The sequence below is a fragment of the Pseudomonas sp. D5(2026) genome (assembly GCF_057766845.1).
Window position 1 is genome coordinate 2,481,108 of sequence record NZ_CM173421.1, and the last position, 20,284, is coordinate 2,501,391.

At 63.2% G+C, this 20,284-nt stretch carries 18 protein-coding genes; 13 read left to right on the forward strand and 5 right to left on the reverse strand.

The window, feature by feature from the left end; all coding sequences use genetic code 11:
• Positions 1-4: 4 nt before the first annotated feature.
• The gene (gene pedA1, locus AC3B5Q_RS11335) at positions 5-1,198 is read right to left on the reverse strand and encodes a lanthanide ABC transporter ABC transporter substrate-binding protein PedA1 (protein ID WP_021784010.1); all 1,194 of its coding nucleotides are present in this window, start codon (positions 1,196-1,198) and stop codon (positions 5-7) included.
• Between the two features lie 150 nt (positions 1,199-1,348).
• On the opposite strand from pedA1, the gene AC3B5Q_RS11340 reads away from it, so the two are divergent.
• Positions 1,349-2,626 (forward strand): HAMP domain-containing sensor histidine kinase, encoded by a 1,278-nt coding sequence (locus tag AC3B5Q_RS11340; RefSeq protein WP_488393088.1) that lies wholly within the window; start codon positions 1,349-1,351, stop codon positions 2,624-2,626.
• Positions 2,623-3,261: a response regulator gene (locus tag AC3B5Q_RS11345; protein WP_003254098.1), complete on the forward strand. Its 639-nt coding sequence runs from the start codon at positions 2,623-2,625 to the stop codon at positions 3,259-3,261. Before AC3B5Q_RS11340 ends, AC3B5Q_RS11345 begins: the two co-directional genes overlap by 4 nt.
• A gap of 295 nt (positions 3,262-3,556) precedes the next feature.
• Here the strand turns inward: AC3B5Q_RS11345 and AC3B5Q_RS11350 are convergent, their stop codons facing one another.
• Both AC3B5Q_RS11350 and exaA read right to left on the reverse strand, forming a co-directional pair.
• Positions 3,557-4,216 carry a pentapeptide repeat-containing protein gene (locus AC3B5Q_RS11350; RefSeq protein ID WP_021784008.1) on the reverse strand — a complete coding sequence of 220 codons (660 nt, stop codon included), beginning with the start codon at positions 4,214-4,216 and terminating at the stop codon, positions 3,557-3,559.
• A gap of 66 nt (positions 4,217-4,282) precedes the next feature.
• A complete protein-coding gene (gene exaA / locus AC3B5Q_RS11355; RefSeq protein WP_031322488.1) occupies positions 4,283-6,178 on the reverse strand; it encodes a quinoprotein ethanol dehydrogenase in 1,896 nt (631 codons plus the stop codon).
• 254 nt (positions 6,179-6,432) lie between these two features.
• On the opposite strand from exaA, the gene pedF reads away from it, so the two are divergent.
• The 11 genes from pedF (at position 6,433) to AC3B5Q_RS11410 (ending at position 17,849) form a co-directional block, all read left to right on the forward strand.
• On the forward strand, positions 6,433-6,894 hold the full coding sequence (gene pedF, locus AC3B5Q_RS11360; RefSeq protein WP_021784006.1) for a cytochrome c-550 PedF: 462 nt from the start codon (positions 6,433-6,435) through the stop codon (positions 6,892-6,894).
• Between the two features lie 5 nt (positions 6,895-6,899).
• Entirely contained in the window at positions 6,900-7,775 is an 876-nt protein-coding gene (locus AC3B5Q_RS11365) for a substrate-binding periplasmic protein (RefSeq protein WP_021784005.1), read from the forward strand.
• 8 nt (positions 7,776-7,783) lie between these two features.
• Positions 7,784-8,545, forward strand: a complete 762-nt coding sequence (locus AC3B5Q_RS11370; RefSeq protein WP_021784004.1) for a quinoprotein dehydrogenase-associated SoxYZ-like carrier — start codon at positions 7,784-7,786, stop codon at positions 8,543-8,545.
• Positions 8,546-8,584: 39 nt separating this feature from the next.
• Positions 8,585-9,508, forward strand: coding sequence for a quinoprotein relay system zinc metallohydrolase 1 (locus AC3B5Q_RS11375; RefSeq protein ID WP_021784003.1), 924 nt, complete (start codon positions 8,585-8,587; stop codon positions 9,506-9,508).
• Between the two features lie 195 nt (positions 9,509-9,703).
• A complete protein-coding gene (pedH, locus tag AC3B5Q_RS11380) occupies positions 9,704-11,491 on the forward strand; it encodes a PQQ-dependent alcohol dehydrogenase PedH (protein ID WP_021784002.1) in 1,788 nt (595 codons plus the stop codon).
• A gap of 163 nt (positions 11,492-11,654) precedes the next feature.
• Complete coding sequence (gene exaC / locus AC3B5Q_RS11385) at positions 11,655-13,175, forward strand: acetaldehyde dehydrogenase ExaC (RefSeq protein WP_021784001.1); 1,521 nt, start codon at positions 11,655-11,657, stop codon at positions 13,173-13,175.
• Between the two features lie 230 nt (positions 13,176-13,405).
• Entirely contained in the window at positions 13,406-13,477 is a 72-nt protein-coding gene (gene pqqA / locus AC3B5Q_RS11390; RefSeq protein WP_003243383.1) for a pyrroloquinoline quinone precursor peptide PqqA, read from the forward strand.
• Between the two features lie 51 nt (positions 13,478-13,528).
• Positions 13,529-13,801: a pyrroloquinoline quinone biosynthesis peptide chaperone PqqD gene (pqqD, locus tag AC3B5Q_RS11395; RefSeq protein WP_021784000.1), complete on the forward strand. Its 273-nt coding sequence runs from the start codon at positions 13,529-13,531 to the stop codon at positions 13,799-13,801.
• Between the two features lie 89 nt (positions 13,802-13,890).
• Positions 13,891-15,054 carry an alcohol dehydrogenase-like regulatory protein ErcA gene (gene ercA / locus AC3B5Q_RS11400; RefSeq protein ID WP_053870448.1) on the forward strand — a complete coding sequence of 388 codons (1,164 nt, stop codon included), beginning with the start codon at positions 13,891-13,893 and terminating at the stop codon, positions 15,052-15,054.
• On the forward strand, positions 15,038-16,708 hold the full coding sequence (locus AC3B5Q_RS11405) for a PAS domain-containing hybrid sensor histidine kinase/response regulator (RefSeq protein WP_103462391.1): 1,671 nt from the start codon (positions 15,038-15,040) through the stop codon (positions 16,706-16,708). Before ercA ends, AC3B5Q_RS11405 begins: the two co-directional genes overlap by 17 nt.
• 526 nt (positions 16,709-17,234) lie before the next feature.
• Positions 17,235-17,849, forward strand: coding sequence for a hypothetical protein (locus AC3B5Q_RS11410; protein WP_103462392.1), 615 nt, complete (start codon positions 17,235-17,237; stop codon positions 17,847-17,849).
• A 42-nt stretch (positions 17,850-17,891) separates the two neighbouring features.
• Here the strand turns inward: AC3B5Q_RS11410 and dsdA are convergent, their stop codons facing one another.
• Both dsdA and AC3B5Q_RS11420 read right to left on the reverse strand, forming a co-directional pair.
• The gene (gene dsdA, locus AC3B5Q_RS11415; protein WP_103469757.1) at positions 17,892-19,241 is read right to left on the reverse strand and encodes a D-serine ammonia-lyase; all 1,350 of its coding nucleotides are present in this window, start codon (positions 19,239-19,241) and stop codon (positions 17,892-17,894) included.
• Positions 19,242-19,488: 247 nt separating this feature from the next.
• Positions 19,489-20,211, reverse strand: a complete 723-nt coding sequence (locus tag AC3B5Q_RS11420; protein ID WP_021783995.1) for a proteasome-type protease — start codon at positions 20,209-20,211, stop codon at positions 19,489-19,491.
• Positions 20,212-20,284: the final 73 nt, after the last annotated feature.

Genomic DNA, 20,284 nt, shown 5'->3' on the forward strand with positions numbered 1-20,284 from the left:
CGGGTCAGGGGTAGCTACACGTCACTTCGGGCTTGTCGTAGCCCAGGCTGTCCATTTCGTTGAAGGGATGCAGAAAGCCCTCCTGCGGCGAGGTGCTGACCAGGGCGCGGGGCTGAACCAACGGGATCGGCTGGCGCAGTTCGCCGTTCCACGGGCGGTAACTGAGCTTGCGCCCCTTGAAGCCGTCCAGCGGCAACTGCTCGCTGAGCAGCAGTTGCTGCAGCGCGCGAGGTTCGGCCAGGCGCAGCTTGCTGGCCGCACTGGCGACACTGCGTACAGCCATCCAGGCGGCGAAGTCACGGTCATTCATCCAGCGCCCGGCCTGGGCCTCGAAGCGTTTTTGCAACTGCGCCGCCCCGAAGGTTTCCACGGTCTTGTGCCAGCCCGTGGGGGTCAGGCCCTGGGTACCGGCCACCGGGCGTGGATACCACGTCTGGTAGGGCAGGTACTCGCCGAAGTCACCGCGCTCGTCTGCCACCAGTACCACGTCGTATTCGGCAGTCTGGGTGAACAGCGGCATGTCGGCCTGGGCGCTGCGGCGCTGGTCGTTATCGAAGGTCCAGGTTTTTTCCGCGACCAGTTGCATGCCAAAACGCTTCACCGACCGGCGCAGGGCAGCGGCGTACGCCTGGTCGTCCGGGGTCTGGCCGACCACCAGCAGCGCCCGTTGCCATTTGCGCAGTACCAGGAACTGCGCCAAGGCATCGGCCAGCATGGCCCGGCTCGGCAGGCTGTGCAGGACATTGCCCAGGCACTGGCTGCTGCGCAGGCTGTCGTCGGGGCTGCCGGCGTTGAACAACAGGCTGTCGGGCAGGGCGGTAGACAGCGCGCGCAGGCTGGCGGCCGGGGCATTCACCACGAACAGGCGCAGGCCTTGGTCATGCTGGGCCCTGGCGGCTTGCAGCAGGGCCTCGGGGCTGTCGACGTTGGCGCTGGTCAGCTGAAATTGCTGCTTCAGGAAACGCCCGGTGCTGTTGCTGTCGACAATGGCCAGCTCGGCGCCTTGTAGCCCGGCGTCGCCGGGTTCGGGGATGACATTGGACAGCAGCGGGCCAGAGGCGGGGCGATAGCCCAGGTAGCCGATGCGTATGTGCAGCGGTGCAGCGCCCGGGCCCTGAGCGGCGGGCGCCAAGGGCGTAGCCAGCGTCGCGGCCAGGGCCAGCAGGCAGGTCAAGGCAAGGTGGGCAGGCTGGCGCATAACACACTCCACGGCAGATGGCGCCAGCATAGGAAGCCCGCCGGGAGGGGGAAATATGCAGAAAGTAGCGCTCGGCCGGTACCAAGGTAGTAATTCAGTGCGGGGGCCGCAGTTTTACGATGGTCCACAACGGCCTGAGGAGAACCGCTTGTGCGCCTTGTCAACTTGTCGGCCCTGTGGCGAGTCAACCTCTGGGTCACGTTATGCTTCGCCTTGGTCACGCTGGCTTGCGCCGGGGTGCTGTTGCACCAGGCGGTGGCCGACGTCGAGCGTGAGTTGCAGTCAGCCGAAGCCGTGGTGGCGTACCTGGGCGACACCGCCGAACGCGACCCGGCAAACCTGCAGCCCGGCCTGACCAAGAGCCTGCGCCATGTGCGGGTGCACTGGCTGGCACCGGGTGAGGTGCCAAGGCTGCCGCAGGAGGCCGGTATGGATGCCTGGCTGGGCCGCCAGTTAGTCGGCGAGCGCTACCACAGCAGCCGGCTGCTGGACTTGAGTGATGGCCGCCGCGTGTTTATTGCCGTGGATGCGCGGGATGAAATCGATGAAGTCTGGGACTCCCTGCAACAACTGCTTGGCGTTTGTTGCCTGGCGTTGTTGCTGAGCTTGTTGACCATCCGCTGGGCGGTGCGGCGGGCCATGGGCCTGCTGGATGAACTGCTGGGTGCCTTGCACCAGGTCTCGGGCGGGCAATTGACGGCACGCCTGCGCGAAGCTGGCCTTCCGGAGGCGCGCCAGTTGGCGAAACACTTCAACCGCATGGCCGCAACCCTGGAGCAGGCCCGGGCCGACAATGCCCACCTGACCCAGGCCCTGCTGGCGGTGCAGGAGCAGGAACGTACCCAGCTGGCGCAGACCCTGCACGATGATCTGGGGCAATACCTGGCAGGCATGCGTGCCCAGCTATGCCTGCTGCGTATGGTGGCCGAACAGCCTGAAGTGGTGACGCAGACGGCGCAGGCCCTTGAATTCAACTGCGAGCGCCTGCAGCAAGGTTTTCGCGCGCTGGTGCACAACTTGTATCCGGTGGCGCTGCACTACATGCCGCTGGCCGAGGCCTTCGGGCTGCTGGTGAGCCAGTGGCAGGCCAGCCAGGGTATCGAATGCCGGTTGCGGGTTGGCGAGCACTTGCCGGCGCTGCCTGGGGCGAGCCGAACGCATTTGTACCGCTTGCTGCAGGAGGCGTTGACCAACGTCGCCCGGCATGCCGGTGCCAGCCAGGTGCGGGTGCGCCTGCAGCGCAGTACCAAGGGCTTGCGCCTGTTCATTCGCGACAACGGCTGCGGCGCCCACCAGCCCCAGCGCCCAGGGGTAGGCCTGCACTCGATGGCCGAGCGCGCCCGCAGCCTTGGGGGGGAGTTACGCATTTTCAGCCGCCCGGGCGGTGGCTGGGCGCTGGCCCTTAACATTCCCGAGGAGGTGCGATGAATATCGTGTTGGTCGATGACCACGCCGTGGTCCGCCAAGGCTACGCCAGCTTGCTGCGGGCGGTGCTGCCATTGGTGCAGGTGCGTGAGGCCGCCAGTGGTGAAGAGGCGCTGGCCAGGGTACAGGAGCAGGTGCCCAACCTGGTGATCATGGACTTTGGCCTGCCCGGTATCAGTGGCCTGGAAACCACCCGGCGCCTGCGCCAGCGCCTGCCGCAATTGCGGGTGCTGTTTTTCAGCATGCACGACGAGCTGCCGCTGGTGCGCCAGGCGCTGGATGCGGGTGCCTCGGGCTACCTGACCAAGAACTCGGCGCCTGAGGTGCTGATCGAGGCGGTGCAGCGGGTGTTGGCCGGGCATGCCTACATCGAGCAGCCCCTGGCCACCCAGCTGGCTTGCCTGTCACAGCAAAGCACCAGTGACCCCCGGTTGCAGCGCATGACCCAGCGCGAACTGGAGATATTCACGATGCTGGCCAAGGGTACCCCGGCGCGGGTGATTGCCGAGCAGTTGTGTATCAGTGCCAAGACCGTGTCCAACCACCTGACCTTGCTCAAGAGCAAGTTGCAGGTCAGTTCGCATGCCGAGCTGGTGCATCTGGGGATTGACCTGGGGGTGGTGCGGGTGGCGGGGTGAGGTAAGTGTTCTGGTTTTGAAGGTTCGGCGCCTGTGAGATCGAGCGCCGCCCGCGCGGCGCATCGCGAGCTGTGCTCGCTCCTACATTTGTTTCGGGCCATTATCGTCTGTGCCAGCGCGCGCGACCGCCTTGTTCGTCCGACGCGATGTCGAGCCATGCACCCAGGCGCTCGCGCGCAAATCCCACAGGAATAACTGGCCCGAAACAAATGTAGGAGCGAGCACAGCTCGCGATGCGCCGCGCGGGCGGCGCTCGATTTCACAGGCGCCGAACCTGCCAAGGCGAACCCTTCGCTCATTCGTCCCAGGTTTCAGGGCACCCCTTGCACCCCTCCATGTAGGCCTCCTGAAAATTCCCGTAATGCTGCCGCGCCCCGCGCAAATCGGCGCGTGCCAGGTTGCTCTGGCCAAACTTGGCCTCCTGCAGGTTGGCATCGCCCAGGTTGGCCTCTTGCAGGTCAGCCTTGCTCAACCAGGCCATCTCCAGGTCCGCCGCCTGCAAGTTGGCCCGCTGCAGCTTTGCCCCGGACAGCCTGGCGAACTGCAGGTAGGCTGCACGCAGGTCGGCCTTTTCAAACTGTGCGCCCTGGGCGAACAAGCCCCAGCCTTGAATGGCCACCAGCCTGCTGTTGCTCAGGTCGGCCAGGCGCAGATTGCTCTGTTGCAAGCTGGCGCGGGTCAGGTTGGCCCCTTGCAGGCGGGCTTTTTCCAGGTTTGCCAGGTCCAGCTGGGCATGGCGCAGGTCGGCATCGCGCAGGTCGGCACCGGCCAGGTTCATCTTGCGCAGGTCCTGGTTGGCCAGCTTGGCGCCGCGCAGGTTGGCCCCCGGGCACTGGCTGGCTTCGGCAATCACGCAGCCGTTGATGGTCAAGGGGGCATCGTTGCCGGCGTCGTCGGCGTTTACTGCCAGGGCGGGGGATAGCGCCAGCAGCAAGGTAAAGGGCAGGTAATTCATGGCGAAAGCCTCTGGGCAGGAGAAGGGCAGAAGCGGGGAGGGGCGCAAGCCGCTCCCCGCTGCAGGTCAACGCTGTGCAGTCTTGTTGTCCCAGCTCGGGATCTTGAACACCCAGAACGAACCACCCTGAGCCACCGGTTTGGTCAGCTCGGCCATGTCGCCGCCCCACAGCGGTACCGCACCGCCGTAGCCCACGGTCACGCCGATGTACTGCTCGCCGTCCTGCTCCCAGGTGATGGGCGGCGAGACGATGCCGCTGCCAGTCTGGAACTTCCACAGCTCTTTGCCCGTCTTGGCGTCGAAGGCCTTGAAGAAGCCGTCGCCCGTGCCGGTGAATACCAGGTTGCCCTTGGTTGCCAGCACCCCGGCCCACAGCGGCAGGTGCTCCTTGTGTTCCCACACCAGTTTGCCGGTGGACGGGTCCATGGCGCGCAACGTGCCGACGTGGTCGTCGTACATGCGCTTGATGCGGAAGCCCATGCCCAGGTAAGCCGAGCCCTTCTTGTAGTTCACTTCCTCGGTCCAGTATTCCTCTTTCCACTGGTTGCCGGGGATGTAGAACAGCCCGGTGTCCTGGCTGTAGGCCATGGGGTTCCAGTTCTTGCCGCCCAGGAACGGTGGCGAGACTTCCACCGGCTTGCCCTTGGTTTCACCCGGCAGCGGCTTGGCCGGGCGTTGGCCGGGGTTTTCCACCGGGCGGCCGGTCTTCAGGTCGATATGGCTGGCCCAGGTGATGTTGTCGACGAAGGGGAAGGCGTTCTGCAGCTTGCCGTTGTTGCGGTCGACCACATAGAAGAAGCCGTTGCGGTCGGCGTGGGCGGTGGCCTTGACCACGTTGCCGTTCTTGTCCTTGTAGTCGAACAGCACCAGCTCGTTGTTGCCGGAGAAGTCCCAGGCATCGTTGGGGGTGTGCTGGTAGAACCACTTGACCTCGCCGGTACTCGGGTCGACGCCGACCTGGCCGGAGGTGTACAGGCTGTCGAAGTCATGCGGGTTGCCGTCTTTCGACGTGCGCGCCCAGGTATTCCAAGGGCCGGGGTTGCCAGCGCCGACAATGATGGTGTTGGTTTCGGGGTCGAAGCTCGCGCTTTGCCAAGGGGCTCCGCCGCCGTGGCTCCAGGCTTCGACCTTGCCGGTTTCGGTGGTAGGGTCGTCTGGCCAGGACGGCGCCTTGACGTCACCGGTCGGGGTGCTGTCCTTGCCGTTCAGGCGGCCCATGTGGCCCTCGACGAAGGGCCGCATCCACACTTCTTCGCCGGTGTCCGGGTCGCGTGCGAACAGCTGGCCGACCACGCCGAATTCATCGCCGGAGCTGCCGTGGATCAGCAGCACCTTGCCGCTGGTCTTGTCCTTGATCAGCACTGGCGCACCGGTCATGGTGTAGCCGGCGCTGTGGTCGCCGAACTTCTTGTTCCACACCACTTTGCCGGTGCGCTTGTCGAGGGCGATGACCCGCGCATCGAGGGTGCCAAAGTAGATCTTGTCGCCGTAGATCGCCGCCCCGCGGTTGACCACGTCGCAGCAGGGACGAATGTTGTCGGGCAGGCGGTGGTTGTAGGTCCACAGGCGTTTGCCGGTCTTGGCATCGAGGGCGAATACCCGTGAGTACGAGCCGGTGACGTAGACCACGCCATCGCTGACGATGGCCTGGGATTCCTGGCCGCGCTGCTTCTCGTCGCCGAAGGAGTAGGACCAGGCCGGGGTCAGCTTGAACACGTTCTTGTCATTGACCTGGGCCAGCGGGCTCCAGCGCTGGGCATTGGTGCCCATGCCGTACTGCAGCACGTCCCGGGTGGTCAGGTGGTCATTGGCGATGTCTTCCCAGGTGACGTTCTTGCCGGCAGGTGCAGCGGGTGTGCTGGCCGCTGTTGCCACATTGCCCAGGGCCAGGCTACCGGCCATCAGCAGGACGCGCACGCTCAGGGCCAGCGGGGAAAGGGCGGGTAGCGATCTTATTGTCATGGTTGCAGTTCCCAGTGGAGGTTTTGGCCTGCACAGGGTGGGGCGCAGCGGCTATCGCGGGATACGGAAAAAGTCCCGCCCTTGCCGGGAAAAGTTCCCGCACGGCACCTCAATTGGCCCTTCGCCACAAGCCCTACTACCAAGGGATGACGGCCCGGCCACCAAAGCAGCATTCGGTCGCCCGCAGGGTGTTTCTAAGATGGCGGCACGGCCTCTGTGGTTGAGGCCTTGTGTGCAATGGTGAGGGCATAACAATGACAACAAAATGCAATGTGTTGCTTGCTGCTGGGTTGCTGGCCGCATCTGTGCTGACCGGTACAGCCTGGGCCCATGGCAACGTGGTGCCCCAGGCAGTGGAGACCAAGGGCCTGACCCCGATCAAGGACGCTGGCGTGAGCCTGGACGACGACGGCTGGGCGGCGGTCAACCCGTACCGCAGCTCACCCGAGCACGACAAGGCCGTGGAAATCGGCGCCTCGGCCTACAACCAGAACTGCGCCGCCTGTCATGGCCTGGAGGCCAAGTCTGGTGGTATCGCCCCTGACTTGCGCATGCTCGATGCAGGTGATGCTGGCGATGAATGGTTCGTCGAGCGGGTGCGCCACGGCGCGGTTCGCGACGGCCGCGTGTACATGCCGAAGATGGCCGATTACCTCAGTCAGGAAGCCCTGTGGGCGGTGCGCACCTACCTCGACAGCGTGCACGTCGAGGAGTGACGGCCATGCGTCTGTGGGCGGTGCTGTTGAGTGGCCTGCTGCTGTGTTGCGCGGCGGCCCAGGCGCAGGTGCGCAACTATGACGCGATCATCGCTGCCGGCGAGCTCAAGGTGGCGGTGTACAAGGATTTCGCCCCCTACAGTTTTCAGGACCACGGCCAGCCGCGTGGTGTCGATGTGGAGCTGGCGCAGGCCCTGGCCACGGCCTTGGGGGTACGCCTGCAACTGATCTGGGCGCCACCCGGAGAAAAGCTCGACGATGACCTGCGCGACTACATCTGGCGTGGCAGCCCGCTGCGTCATCAGCAATTGGCCGACCTGATGATGCGGGTGCCTTACGATCGCGCCTACGCGCAGCGGCGCAACGAGCTGGGGGAGCTGGAAAACGCCCAGGTGGTGATGTTCGGCCCCTATCAGCAGGAGCGTTGGCAGGTGGCCTACGATCGCCGTCGCCTGCCGTCGGTGGCCAGTGTCGCGGTATTCCAGCAGCATCCTGTCGGGGTCGAGGTGGACAGCGTGCCGTCGTTTTACCTGACGTCGGTGTTCAACGGCATGCTTAGCGCCAGGACCCACCATTACCCCAGCGTGCAGCAGGCATTTGCTGCGATGCAGGCCGGCCAGGTAGACGCTGTGATGGCGATGCGCGGCGAGGTTGACTGGCAGCTGCACCAGGCCGCCGACCCGCAACTGGCCTTGGCAGAAAACGCCTACCCGAACCTCGGTAAACAGGCTTGGGAAATCGGCATGGCCGTGCATGAAAGCAACCGGCAGCTGGCCTACGCGGTGGAGGAGGCCATGGAGGAGATGATTCGCGATGGCCGGCTCAAGGCGATGTATGCCGCATACGGCCTGCGTTACGAGGTCCCGGAGATGTATCAATAGGAGTGGCCATGAACTGGCGAGCAACTTTCCTGCTGGCCTGCTGGATGCCCTGGGCCGCCCAGGCAGCGACACAAGGCACCTCCACAGACCCGGTGCCTTCCGTGATGTGGGACTTCTACCACAAGCAGTTGCTGGCCCAGGCTGCATTCGTGTTCGATGACCGTGTGAAGCTTCTGGCGCCACCCTTTGCCGAGGATGCACGGCAGGTGCCGCTGGAGATCGACGCCCGGGCGTTCACAGGCGAGGTGGTGCGGATAATCGCCTGGGCAGAGCTGAACCCTCTGCCGCGCATCGTCGACTTTCAGCCCGGCGAGCGCGTGTTGCCCTGGTTGTCGATCCGCATCCGCATCGAACAGGCCACACCGTTGCGCGCCGCCGTACTGACACGCGATGGCCTGTGGCACGTCGGTTCTACCCTGATCGATGCTGCCGGCGGCGGTTGTACCGCACCCAGCGTGGTGCGCACCCAGCCCGGCTGGGAGGAGCACCTCGGTGAGGTGCTGGGCGGGCGCTACCCGCGTGGTGACAGCAGCCGCCTGCGCCTGCAGGTGGCCCACCCGATGGATAACGGCCTGGTCAGTGGCATTCCTGAATTCTTTCTCAACCATGCCGAGTTGCAAGGTGCAGATGGCCAGCGCCTAGCCAGCCTGGAGCTGTACCCGGCGGTCAGCGAAAACCCCAACCTTGGCTTTGACATTCAGGGCCCTGGTCCAACCCGGCTGCTGCTGCGGGACAACAGCGGCAACCAGTTCGAGGCGGCGCTGCCCTGAGCGCGTTGTCTGATTCCCCCCCTGACCCGAGGCACTGTCATGCGTTGGATCCTGCTGTTGCTGCTGTGCCTGGGGCTGCCAGCCCAGGCTGATCTGGCGTACCGGCTCACACCGCGGCAGATCGCCGAGGGCACCTGGTTGCTGGAAGGCAGCACCGACAATTTCGCCAAGGCCAATGGCGGCAATGTGGTCAACACCGCGTTCATCGTCACCGACAGCGGTGTGGTGGTGATCGACAGCGGGCCGTCGAAGGGCTATGGCGAGGCGTTGCGCAAGGCAATTGCCACCCTCACCGACAAGCCGGTAGTGGAAGTGCTGTTGACCCATCATCATCCTGACCATGTACTGGGCAACCAGGCCTTTGCCGATGTGCCGATCGGTGCCCTGGCCGGCACCCGCGACCTGCTGCGCCTGCAGGGCGATGCCATGGCCGAGAACATGTATCGCCTGGTTGGCGACTGGATGCGCGGTACCGAAGTGGTACTGCCGACCCGGGTGTTGCAGCCGGGTGTGCATGAGGTGGGTGGGCACCGCCTGAGGTTGCTGGGGCTGGGCGGGCACACGGGGGCCGACCTGGCGATTTTCGATGAAAAGACCGGCGTACTGTTCGCCGGTGACCTGGTGTTCTACCAACGCGCCCTGACCACGCCTAACAGCCCAGGGCTGGACGTGTGGCTCAAGGACCTGGATACCCTGCAGGCACTGCCTTGGAAGCAGCTGGTACCCGGGCATGGCCCGGTGGCCAGTGATGCGCAGCCGTTCGTGCAGATGCGTGACTACCTGGGCTGGCTCGATGGCCTGATGCGTGATGGCGCGGCGCGCGGTGACGACATGGCCGAGATGATCCGCAGCCCCATTCCTGAACGGTTTGCCGGGATCAGCCTGACGCGTTATGAGCTGATCCGCAGTGTCAGTCACCTGTACCCCCGGTATGAGCGCCAGCAGTTACGGCGCTTGCCATGACATTGTTTGTGCCTGTCAGCCCCCGTGCCGCCCACACAGCGCTCTGTGTCTGCACCCACCCATCGCTCAGGCCCCTACCAAGGAACTAGAAAACTCCGCACTGCGGGCAATTGTTGGCAATCGGGTCGGGACCAAGAATTCCCGACACACCGGGAAATTTTCCCGGGCACAACAAAAAAACCAAAGGTAGCCGTCATGACCCGATCCCCACGTCGCCCCTTGTTCGCCGTGAGCCTGGTGCTCAGCGCCATGCTGCTTGCCGGCGCGGCTCACGCCGCTGTCAGCAATGAAGACATCCTCCAGGACCCGAAGAACCCCCAGCAGATCGTGACCAATGGCCTGGGCGTGCAGGGCCAGCGCTACAGCCCGCTGGATATGCTCAATGTCAATAACGTCAAGGAACTGCGCCCGGTCTGGGCGTTCTCCTTTGGCGGCGAGAAGCAGCGCGGCCAACAGGCCCAGCCGCTGATCAAGGACGGGGTGATGTACCTGACCGGCTCCTACTCGCGGGTGTTCGCCGTGGACGCCCGCACCGGCAAGAAACTGTGGCAATACGATGCACGTCTGCCGGATGACATCCGCCCCTGCTGCGACGTGATCAACCGCGGCGTCGCGCTGTACGGCAACCTGGTGTTCTTCGGCACGCTGGACGCCAAGCTGGTGGCCCTGAACAAGGACACCGGCAAGGTGGTCTGGAGCAAGAAGGTCGCCGACCACAAAGAAGGCTACTCCATCAGCGCCGCGCCGATGATCGTCAATGGCAAGCTGATTACAGGCGTTGCCGGCGGCGAGTTCGGCGTGGTGGGCAAGATCCAGGCGTACAACCCGGAGAACGGCGAGCTGCTGTGGATGCGCCCCACCGTGGAAGGGCACATGGGCTATGTGTACAAGGACGGCAAGGCGATCGAGAACGGCATTTCCGGCGGTGAGGCGGGCAAGACCTGGCCTGGCGACCTGTGGAAGACCGGCGGCGCTGCGCCTTGGCTGGGCGGTTACTACGACCCGGAAACCAACCTGATCCTGTTCGGTACCGGCAACCCGGCCCCGTGGAACTCGCACCTGCGCCCCGGTGACAACCTGTACTCTTCCTCACGCCTGGCGCTGAACCCGGACGACGGCACCATCAAGTGGCACTTCCAGAGCACGCCGCATGACGGCTGGGACTTCGACGGCGTCAACGAGCTGATCTCGTTCAACTACAAGGACGGCGGCAAGGAGGTCAAGGCTGCCGCCACGGCGGACCGCAACGGTTTCTTCTACGTGCTCGATCGTACCAACGGCAAGTTCATCCGCGGCTTCCCGTTCGTTGACAAGATCACCTGGGCCACGGGCCTGGACAAGGACGGCCGGCCGATCTACAACGACGCCAGCCGCCCGGGCGCACCAGGCAGCGAGGCCAAGGGCAGCTCGGTGTTCGTCGCCCCGGCCTTCCTCGGCGCCAAGAACTGGATGCCGATGGCCTACAACAAGGACACAGGGCTGTTCTACGTGCCGTCCAACGAGTGGGGCATGGACATCTGGAACGAAGGCATCGCCTACAAAAAGGGCGCGGCGTTCCTCGGTGCCGGCTTCACCATCAAGCCGCTCAACGAAGACTACATCGGCGTGCTGCGCGCCATCGACCCGATCAGCGGCAAGGAAGTGTGGCGCCACAAGAACTACGCGCCGCTGTGGGGCGGCGTGCTGACCACCAAGGGCAACCTGGTGTTCACGGGTACGCCAGAGGGCTTCCTGCAGGCATTCAATGCCAAGACCGGCGACAAGGTCTGGGAATTCCAGACCGGGTCAGGCGTGCTGGGCTCGCCCATCACCTGGGAAATGGACGGCGAGCAGTACGTTTCGGTGGTCTCCGGCTGGGGCGGCGCGGTGCCGCTGTGGGGTGGCGAAGTGGCCAAACGGGTCAAGGACTTCAACCAGGGCGGCATGCTCTGGACCTTCAAGTTGCCCAAGCAGTTGCAGCAAACAGCGAGCACCAAGCCCTAACGCCTGCCTACTGCCGCTTGCCGCCGCTGATCCGGTGACAAGCGGCCCTACTACCAAATGACGAGAGCCCCGCTGCCAACGATGCATTCGCCCGGCACGCGGGGCTTCTTACCATCGGTGCATCGCCTGTCGTGGGACAGGCACCGACCCGCAGAGGCTCAGCATGATCTACGCACAACCCGGAACTCCAGGCGCCGTCGTATCCTTCAAACCCCGTTATGGCAACTTCATCAATGGCGAGTTCGTGCAGCCGTTGGCTGGCCAGTACTTCACCAACAGCTCGCCGGTCAATGGCCAGCCGATTGCCGAATTCCCGCGCTCCACGGCCCAGGACGTCGACCGCGCCCTGGACGCCGCGCATGCCGCCGCCGAAGCCTGGGGCAAGACCTCGGTGCAAGACCGCGCCCTGGTACTGCTGAAAATTGCCGACCGCATCGAGCAGAACCTGGAGGTGCTGGCGGTTACCGAAAGCTGGGACAACGGCAAGGCCATACGCGAAACCTTGAATGCCGACGTGCCGCTGGCAGCCGACCACTTCCGCTATTTCGCCGGTTGCATCCGTGCCCAGGAAGGTGGCGTAGGTGAGATCAACGAAGGCACCGTGGCTTATCACATCCACGAGCCGCTGGGTGTGGTGGGGCAGATCATCCCGTGGAACTTCCCGCTGCTTATGGCCGCCTGGAAGCTTGCCCCGGCCTTGGCCGCTGGCAACTGCGTGGTGCTCAAGCCCGCGGAGCAGACGCCGCTGTCGATTACCGTCTTTGCCGAGCTGATCGCCGACCTGTTGCCTGCAGGCGTACTGAACATCGTCCAGGGCTTTGGCCGTGAGGCCGGCGAGGCGCTGGCCACCAGCAAGCGCATCGCCAAGATCGCTTTCACCGGGTCCACCCCGGTGGGCTCGCACATCATGAAGTGCGCGGCCGAGAACATTATCCCGTCCACCGTCGAACTGGGTGGCAAGTCGCCGAACATCTTCTTCGAAGACATCATGCAGGCCGAGCCGGCGTTCATCGAGAAGGCTGCCGAAGGCCTGGTGCTGGCGTTCTTCAACCAGGGCGAGGTGTGTACCTGCCCGTCACGGGCGCTGATCCAGGAGTCGATCTACGAACCGTTCATGGCCGAGGTGATGAAGAAGATCGCCAAGATCACCCGCGGCAACCCGCTGGATACCGAAACCATGGTGGGTGCCCAGGCGTCCGAGCAACAGTACGACAAGATCCTTTCGTACCTGGAGATTGCCCGGGAGGAGGGCGCGCAGTTGCTCACCGGCGGTGGTGCCGAGCGGCTACAGGGTGACCTGGCCAGCGGTTACTACATTCAGCCAACCCTACTCAAGGGCAACAACAAGATGCGCGTGTTCCAGGAAGAAATCTTCGGGCCGGTGGTGGGCGTGACCACCTTCAAGGACGAAGCCGAAGCGCTGGCTATCGCCAACGACAGTGAATTCGGCCTGGGCGCCGGCCTGTGGACCCGCGACATCAACCGCGCCTATCGCATGGGACGCGGGATCAAGGCCGGGCGAGTGTGGACCAACTGCTACCACCTGTACCCGGCGCATGCGGCGTTCGGGGGGTACAAGAAGTCCGGTGTTGGCCGCGAAACCCACAAGATGATGCTCGACCACTATCAGCAGACCAAGAACCTGCTGGTGAGCTACGACATCAATCCGCTGGGCTTCTTCTAGACCGCGTCGCGGCCTTCGCGGGCTCGCCCGCTCCCACAGGTTCACCGCTGGTTCCAGAACCGGTGAAGAACCTGTGGGTGCGGGCGAGCCCGCAAAAGGGCCGGCACATGCATGGCCTACCCGTACCAACGCACCCCGCAAGCTCGTTCCAAAGTAGCATTCGGTCCGGTCCACCCCCGTGCATTAATGCTTCTACCGGAATCCTCCGGCACAAGAAGAGGACTTGCCCTATGTGGACTAAACCCGCCTATACCGACCTGCGCATTGGCTTCGAAGTGACGATGTATTTCGCCAACCGTTGATGACGGCCCGGCCATCGCCACGGTGGCCGGATCCTCCTGGAGTATGCGCCTGTGAACCTGATAGATCGCCAGCAAGCCCTTGCCTTGGGGCGAGGCTTGCGCCTGGACTGGGCGCCACAGAAGGGTTGCCACGTGCTGTTGTACGCCGGGGGCATCATCGAGCTCAATGCCAGTGCCGGCTGGGTCCTGGAGCTGCTGGACGGCCACAGTACCGTGGCAACGGTCATCGACCGCCTGGCACAACGCTTCCCCGATGTACCGGAGCTCGAAGAGGACGTGCTGGCATTTTTGGAGGTGGCCCGCGCCAAATCCTGGATAGAATGACCGGTAGCCCCGCTTTGGTCTGGTTGCTTTCGTGGTGGGATGCTTTACGCTGGCGTTTATCTTCCAGAACAATAAGAACAGGCTTACCGATGAGCCAGAGTTTCAGCCCCCTTCGCAAGTTCGTATCGCCTGAAATCATCTTTGGTGCCGGCTGCCGGCACAATGTGGCCAATTACGCCAAAACCTTCGGTGCGCGCAAGGTACTGGTGGTCAGCGACCCTGGCGTGATCGCCGCCGGCTGGGTGGCGGATGTGGAGGCCAGCCTGCAGGCCCAGGGCATCGACTATTGCCTGTACACCGCCGTGTCACCCAACCCGCGGGTCGAAGAGGTGATGCTCGGCGCCGAAATCTATCGGCAGAACCACTGTGACGTGATCGTCGCCGTTGGCGGCGGCAGCCCGATGGATTGCGGCAAGGCCATCGGTATCGTGGTGGCCCATGGACGCAGCATCCTCGAATTCGAAGGCGTGGACATGATCCGCGTGCCCAGCCCGCCGCTGATCCTGATCCCGACCACCGCCGGCACCTCGGCGGACGTGTCGCAGTTCGTGATCATATCCAACCAGCAGGAACGCATGAAGTTCTCCATCGTCAGCAAGGCGGTGGTGCCGGACGTGTCGCTGATCGACCCGCAGACCACCCTGAGCATGGACCCGTTCCTGTCGGCCTGCACCGGCATCGATGCGTTGGTGCATGCCATCGAGGCCTTCGTGTCTACCGGCCACGGGCCGTTGACCGACCCCCATGCGCTGGAAGCCATGCGCCTGATCAATGGCAACCTGGTGGAGATGATCGCCAACCCCACCGATATTGCGCTGCGCGAGAAGATCATGCTCGGCAGCATGCAGGCGGGGCTGGCGTTCTCCAATGCGATCCTGGGCGCAGTGCACGCCATGTCGCACAGCCTGGGCGGTTTCCTCGACTTGCCCCATGGCTTGTGCAACGCGGTGCTGGTGGAACATGTGGTGGCGTTCAACTACAGCTCGGCGCCGGAGCGTTTCAAGGTGATCGCCGAGGTGTTCGGGATCGACTGCCGTGGTCTCAATCACCGGCAGATCTGTGGGCGCCTGGTGGAGCACTTGACTGCCCTGAAACATGCCATTGGCTTCCATGAAACCCTGGGCCTGCATGGGGTGCGCACGTCCGATATCCCGTTCCTGTCGCAACACGCGATGGACGATCCGTGCATCCTCACCAACCCCCGTGCGTCGAGCCAGCGTGATGTCGAGGTCGTCTATGGCGAGGCCCTCTGACGAGCAGCAGCGGGCGTTGGCCGGGCTGCTGGGGCTGGGTGACCACTCGGCGCGCAAAAGCCATTATCCGGAGCTGTCCGCCCGCCTGGACGAGCTGGAGGCCGAACGCAACCGTTACAAATGGCTGTTCGAAAACGCCGTGCACGGGATTTTCCAGGCCAGCCTTCAGGACGGCATGCGCGCCGCCAACCCGGCGCTGGCCCGCATGCTTGGCTACGACGACCCGCAAGCGGTGCTTTTTTCCCTGACTGACCTGGCCGCCAACCTGTTTGATGGCGGTGCCAAGGAGTTGCAGGCGATCACGGCGGTGCTCGCCCGTGAGCACAGCCTGCACGGCTACGAAACCCGTTTGCGGCGCAAGGACGGCAGCCATCTCGATGTGCTGATGAACCTGCTGCTAAAACCCGGCCATGAAGGGCTGGTGGAGGGGTTCGTTGCCGACATCACCGAACGCAAGCTGGCCCAGCAACGCCTGCAACAGCTCAATGACGAACTGGAGCAACGGGTCGCTGCGCGTACCGATGAATTGCTTGAGGCCCGTGATGCCGCCGAAGCCGCCAACCGCAGCAAGGACAAATACCTCGCTGCCGCCAGCCATGACCTGCTGCAGCCGTTGAACGCCGCGCGCTTGCTGATCTCGACCTTGCGCGAGCGGCCATTACCAGAGGCCGAGCATGTGCTGGTGGAGCGTACCCACCAGGCCCTGGAGGGCGCGGAAGACCTGCTGACCGACCTGCTGGACATTTCCCGGCTCGACCAGGCTGCCGTCAGGCCGGACGTGGCTGTGTACCGCCTGGACGAGGTGTTCGCGCCGCTGGTCTCGGAGTTCAGCTCGGTGGCCGATGCTGCAGGCCTGAAGCTGCATGCACGCATAGCCGATTACGCCATCAGCACTGACTTGCGGCTGCTGACGCGCATTCTGCGCAACTTCCTCAGCAACGCTTGCCGGTACACCGACGAGGGGCGGATCCTGCTCGGGGCGAGGCGCCGCGGCGGCCAGTTGCGGCTGGAGGTGTGGGATACCGGGCGAGGCATCGCGCAGGATCGGCTGCAGGCCATTTTTCTCGAGTTCAACCAGCTGGACGTTGGCCGTGCTGCCGATCGCAAGGGTGTTGGCCTGGGGCTGGCCATCGTTGAACGGATCGCCAAGATTCTCGGTTACCGGATCGAAGTGCGCTCGTGGCCGGGGCGTGGCTCGGTGTTCAGCATCGAGGTACCTCTTGGCAAAGAAGTGCCGCTGGCTGTTCATCAGGCTGTGCCGCTGCCCAGCGCCGGTAATCCGCTGCCGGGCCGCCGCCTGCTGGTGCTGGACAACGAAGTGAGCATACTCGAGAGCATGGGCGCGCTGTTGGGGCAGTGGGGGTGCGAAGTGGTTACGGCTACCGACCAGGAGGGCGCCTTGCTGGCGTTGCAGGGGCGAGCCCCGGAACTGATCCTGGCCGACTACCACCTGGACCATGGCGTGGTGGGTTGCGAGGTGGTGAGGTACCTGCGTGAGCATTTTGCGACTGCCATACCGGCAGTGATCATTACCGCAGACCGCAGCGATCAGTGCCGGCGTGGCTTGCAGAAGCTAGGGGCGCCGCTACTGAACAAACCTGTGAAACCCGGGAAATTGCGGGCGGTGTTGAGCCAGTTGCTCCTGGTGCATTGACCGGGTAGTCGTTCACCAGTCGGCGAAATAGAGCACTTAAATGGCCTGTCGCGAAGTTTGGATCCACGGGCCTTTAAAACTTACCATTCGGTCAGCTTGCAAGCAGTTAGTAAACTAACTAATACGACTTTAAATACCGCTGGTCGGTGCTTTTGCTCAAGAAATGAACGATTTACCCGTGGGTCGCTCATATTTGCCAGCAAGTGTGTGCTTCAAGCAGCGCACTTCGCACCTCTCCCCAGAACGTAATGGACGTTCAACTTGATCTGAATCGCAGGGATGCACACGGGGCATTTTTACCTCTGACGATGGAGTAACGCCATGCCCAACCGAGGCTCAACGGTTGAGCCACTGTGTGCAATTGAGTAACCATTCGATGTTTCAATTAACGATATGAATTTGGTCTTCCTAGTGCGATCAAGTCGTACGCATGTTCGTTGCAAGGCCATCTAGCGCTGATGCATTACGTGGAGAATTCGACGTGGAGTTTAATACAATTATTAGCCTGTTCGGGCAGAAAGAATCCATGGAACTGGTGCGGCTGTCGGTCATTTATGTTCATTTACTGGCCTGTTGTATCGCCATCGGCCTGGTCTTTACCAGCGATGCCGAGATGGTCAGGGCCTTGTTGAAGGGGCATCAACAGGCCAGCCATGACGGTAAGCACATGGCGCGATTGCAGGCGTCCGTTGCCAATGCCTTGATATTCTTGTGGCTTACCGGTGCTGCGGTCATTGGTATCGATTATCTTGAAAAGGGCATGAGTTATTTCGCCAATCCCAAACTTCACGCAAAAGTCATTATTGTCTTGCTCCTGACCTTTAATGGCATGTTGTTGCATCGTTATGTATTACCTGCCTTGCTCAAGGCCGGTTCTTTGCTTGACCTGAATATAGGCGTGCGGATGTTTGCGCTGTTTTCTGGTGCACTGTCAGGTGTTTCCTGGTTATATGCAGCGATGCTGGGCGTCGGTCGGCCACTGGCCTGGAAGTATTCGCTGACCGAGTTGCTGTTGGCCTATCCGGTGATGATCCTGCTTGGCTTTGCCCTGATGGCCGCACTGACCCAGTGGGCGCGAAAACGCAATATGGTCAAAGCGACGCCAGCACCTGTGTGGCCGCTGGCGGGCATTCCTTGCTGATGGCCTGAAGCACTGCAACGGCGCTGCGAACCGGCGCTTCGGTTACACGTTTGCCTGCTCGCTGCGCCCTTTGGCCAGATAAGCGTTGAACTCTTCTTCCGGCACCATGCTGCCCCCCGTTCCCCAGACGAGGTGGGTGGCCTGTCGCAGCCGGGCTGGGGTGAAGCGTTGGCGGGCCAGGTACTCGTCGGCTTGCAGCACCCGTAGCATACCCGGTACGCCGGCCAGGGCAGAGGGCTCCAGTTTGACCTTGTCCTGCTCATGGGCGATGACCATCAAGCGGTACAGCTCTTCGTCGGTCACGGTGTAGTAACCATCGATCAGCCGCTGCATGGCTTTGCCGACAAACCCAGATGGGCGCCCGACCGCCAGGCCGTCTGCGGCGGTGATGTTGTCGATGCCGAAGTCCTGCACGCTCGTTTCATCATGCAGGCCGGTATAGACACCCAGCAGCATGCAGGGGGAGTGGGTGGGTTCGGCAAAGACGCAGTGCACCGCATCGCCGAACATCAGCTTCAGCCCGAATGCGACACCGCCCGGGCCGCCCCCTACGCCGCAGGGCAGATACACGAACAACGGATGGTCTGCGTTCACCTGAATGCCAGCCTGGTCGAGTTGCCGTGCCAACCGTTCGGCGGCGACGGCATAGCCGAGAAACAGCTGTGGGGAGTTTTCGTCGTCGACAAAATAACAACTGGGGTCTGAGGCCGCCTGCTGGCGACCCTGCTCGACCGCTACGCTGTAGTCGCACGCGTGTTCTACCACTGACACGCCGTTGGCCCGCAGCTTGTCCTTCTTCCATTGCCGGGCGTCGGAGGACATGTGCACGCTCACCTTAAAACCCAGCTTGGCGCTCATGATGCCAATCGACAGCCCCAGGTTACCGGTCGAACCCACGGCGATCGTGTGCTGACTGAAAAATGCGCGGGCCTGGTCGCTCGCCAGTTGGGTGTAGTCATCCGTTGGCGTGATCAAGCCGGCCGCCAGGGCCAGGTCCTCGGCGTGCTTGAGCACTTCATGGATACCGCCCCGGGCCTTGATCGAGCCGGAGATGGGCAAGTCACTGTCCGCCTTGAGCCACAGGTTGCCTGCGTTCTGCAGTGATCCTTCTTCGACAAGCACCCGGCGCAGCTGTGGCAGCGGGATGACAGGCGACTCGATGACCCCGCCGGCAGCGGCTGTTTCGGGGAACACAGTGGCCAGGTAAGGCGCGAACCGCTGCAGCCGCGCGCTGGCCGCTTGCACGTCGGCAGCCGTCAGGCCCACATCGTGCAGGGCTTCTGCAGCCTTGGCGATACCCGGGTTGAACCAGCTGGTCTGCTTCAGGGCAACCAGATCGGCGATGATCGGATGGCTTTGTTGCCAGGCTTCCAGGGTTTTTCCGTGAATCATGATTTCACCTGCAGGCAGTCTGTTGTCCGCCTGCAGCAGTCTCGTGACAGGGGGAAGGGGCAGGATAACCCACGGAGTCTCGAACATTACACATTGGCTTTACTGAGGTGTTGCCTGTACCGGCCCCTTCGCGGGCTCGACCTTTCCCACAGGACATCCCAGCCTTAAAGGCTTGCGCAGTACCTGTGGGAGCGGGCAAGCCCGCGAAGGGGCCGGTACAGGCAAAGGATCTGAACCGTTTGCTTGTTCAGCCATAAGGCGGCGCTGGCAGTTCGGCCAGGAGGGTTTTCAAGCCGTCGCTCCACTGCCTGCGAATCTGCTGGTAATAGGCATCGTCGCTGGTAATGCGCTTGCGCGTCATGCTTTCCAGGCTGTTATCACGGTACACCAGCAAGTCCAGCGGCATGCCCACCGACAGGTTGCTGCGGATGGTGGAGTCGAACGAAATCAGACCGCAGCGCAGCGCTTCATCGAGCGGCGTGCGGTAATCCAGGTTGCGGTCGAGTATTGGCCTGCCGTACTTGCTTTCACCCAGTTGCAGAAACGGGGTGTCCGGCGTGGCCTGAAAGAAATTGCCTTGCGCATACACGTTGTAGATGGCCATGGGGCCGCCGGCTATCTGGCCGCCGACGATGAATGAACTGCTGAGGTCGATATCGGCCGTGAGCTTGCTGCGGTCTCTTCTGACCACCTCGCGCAGGGTGTCGGCGACCAGCACCGTTGCATCGTACAGCGTGGCAACGTTCAGCAGGTGGGGGCCGTTGCCCTGGGTGCGTTGCTGCAGCAGGTTGATCACCGACTGCGAGGTCGCCAGGTTGCCGGCGGTCTGCAGCACGATCAGCCGCTCGCCCGGCACGCTGAAGACGAACAACTTGGTAAACGTGGAGATCTGGTCGATGCCGGCGTTGGTGCGTGAGTCGCTGATGAAGACAAGCCCGTCCTCCAGGTGCATGGCGACACAGTAAGTCATGCGGTTTCCCTTGCGTTGCGTGTGAAAGGGTCTTGCCGCACTCGCGCGGCAAGACCGGTCTGAAGCCAGCCTG

Excerpts from the sequence above, each read along its gene's own strand:
- dsdA (WP_103469757.1), bottom strand. The coding sequence starts at position 19,241 with ATGATTCACGGAAAAACCCTGGAAGCCTGGCAACAAAGCCATCCGATC.
- AC3B5Q_RS11370 (WP_021784004.1), top strand. The coding sequence starts at position 7,784 with ATGAACTGGCGAGCAACTTTCCTGCTGGCCTGCTGGATGCCCTGGGCC.
- exaC (WP_021784001.1), top strand. The coding sequence starts at position 11,655 with ATGATCTACGCACAACCCGGAACTCCAGGCGCCGTCGTATCCTTCAAA.
- AC3B5Q_RS11410 (WP_103462392.1), top strand. The coding sequence starts at position 17,235 with ATGGAACTGGTGCGGCTGTCGGTCATTTATGTTCATTTACTGGCCTGT.
- pedH (WP_021784002.1), top strand. The coding sequence starts at position 9,704 with ATGACCCGATCCCCACGTCGCCCCTTGTTCGCCGTGAGCCTGGTGCTC.
- exaA (WP_031322488.1), bottom strand. The coding sequence starts at position 6,178 with ATGACAATAAGATCGCTACCCGCCCTTTCCCCGCTGGCCCTGAGCGTG.
- AC3B5Q_RS11345 (WP_003254098.1), top strand. The coding sequence starts at position 2,623 with ATGAATATCGTGTTGGTCGATGACCACGCCGTGGTCCGCCAAGGCTAC.
- AC3B5Q_RS11405 (WP_103462391.1), top strand. The coding sequence starts at position 15,038 with ATGGCGAGGCCCTCTGACGAGCAGCAGCGGGCGTTGGCCGGGCTGCTG.
- AC3B5Q_RS11420 (WP_021783995.1), bottom strand. The coding sequence starts at position 20,211 with ATGACTTACTGTGTCGCCATGCACCTGGAGGACGGGCTTGTCTTCATC.
- ercA (WP_053870448.1), top strand. The coding sequence starts at position 13,891 with ATGAGCCAGAGTTTCAGCCCCCTTCGCAAGTTCGTATCGCCTGAAATC.
- pedF (WP_021784006.1), top strand. The coding sequence starts at position 6,433 with ATGACAACAAAATGCAATGTGTTGCTTGCTGCTGGGTTGCTGGCCGCA.
- pedA1 (WP_021784010.1), bottom strand. The coding sequence starts at position 1,198 with ATGCGCCAGCCTGCCCACCTTGCCTTGACCTGCCTGCTGGCCCTGGCC.
- AC3B5Q_RS11365 (WP_021784005.1), top strand. The coding sequence starts at position 6,900 with ATGCGTCTGTGGGCGGTGCTGTTGAGTGGCCTGCTGCTGTGTTGCGCG.
- AC3B5Q_RS11375 (WP_021784003.1), top strand. The coding sequence starts at position 8,585 with ATGCGTTGGATCCTGCTGTTGCTGCTGTGCCTGGGGCTGCCAGCCCAG.
- AC3B5Q_RS11350 (WP_021784008.1), bottom strand. The coding sequence starts at position 4,216 with ATGAATTACCTGCCCTTTACCTTGCTGCTGGCGCTATCCCCCGCCCTG.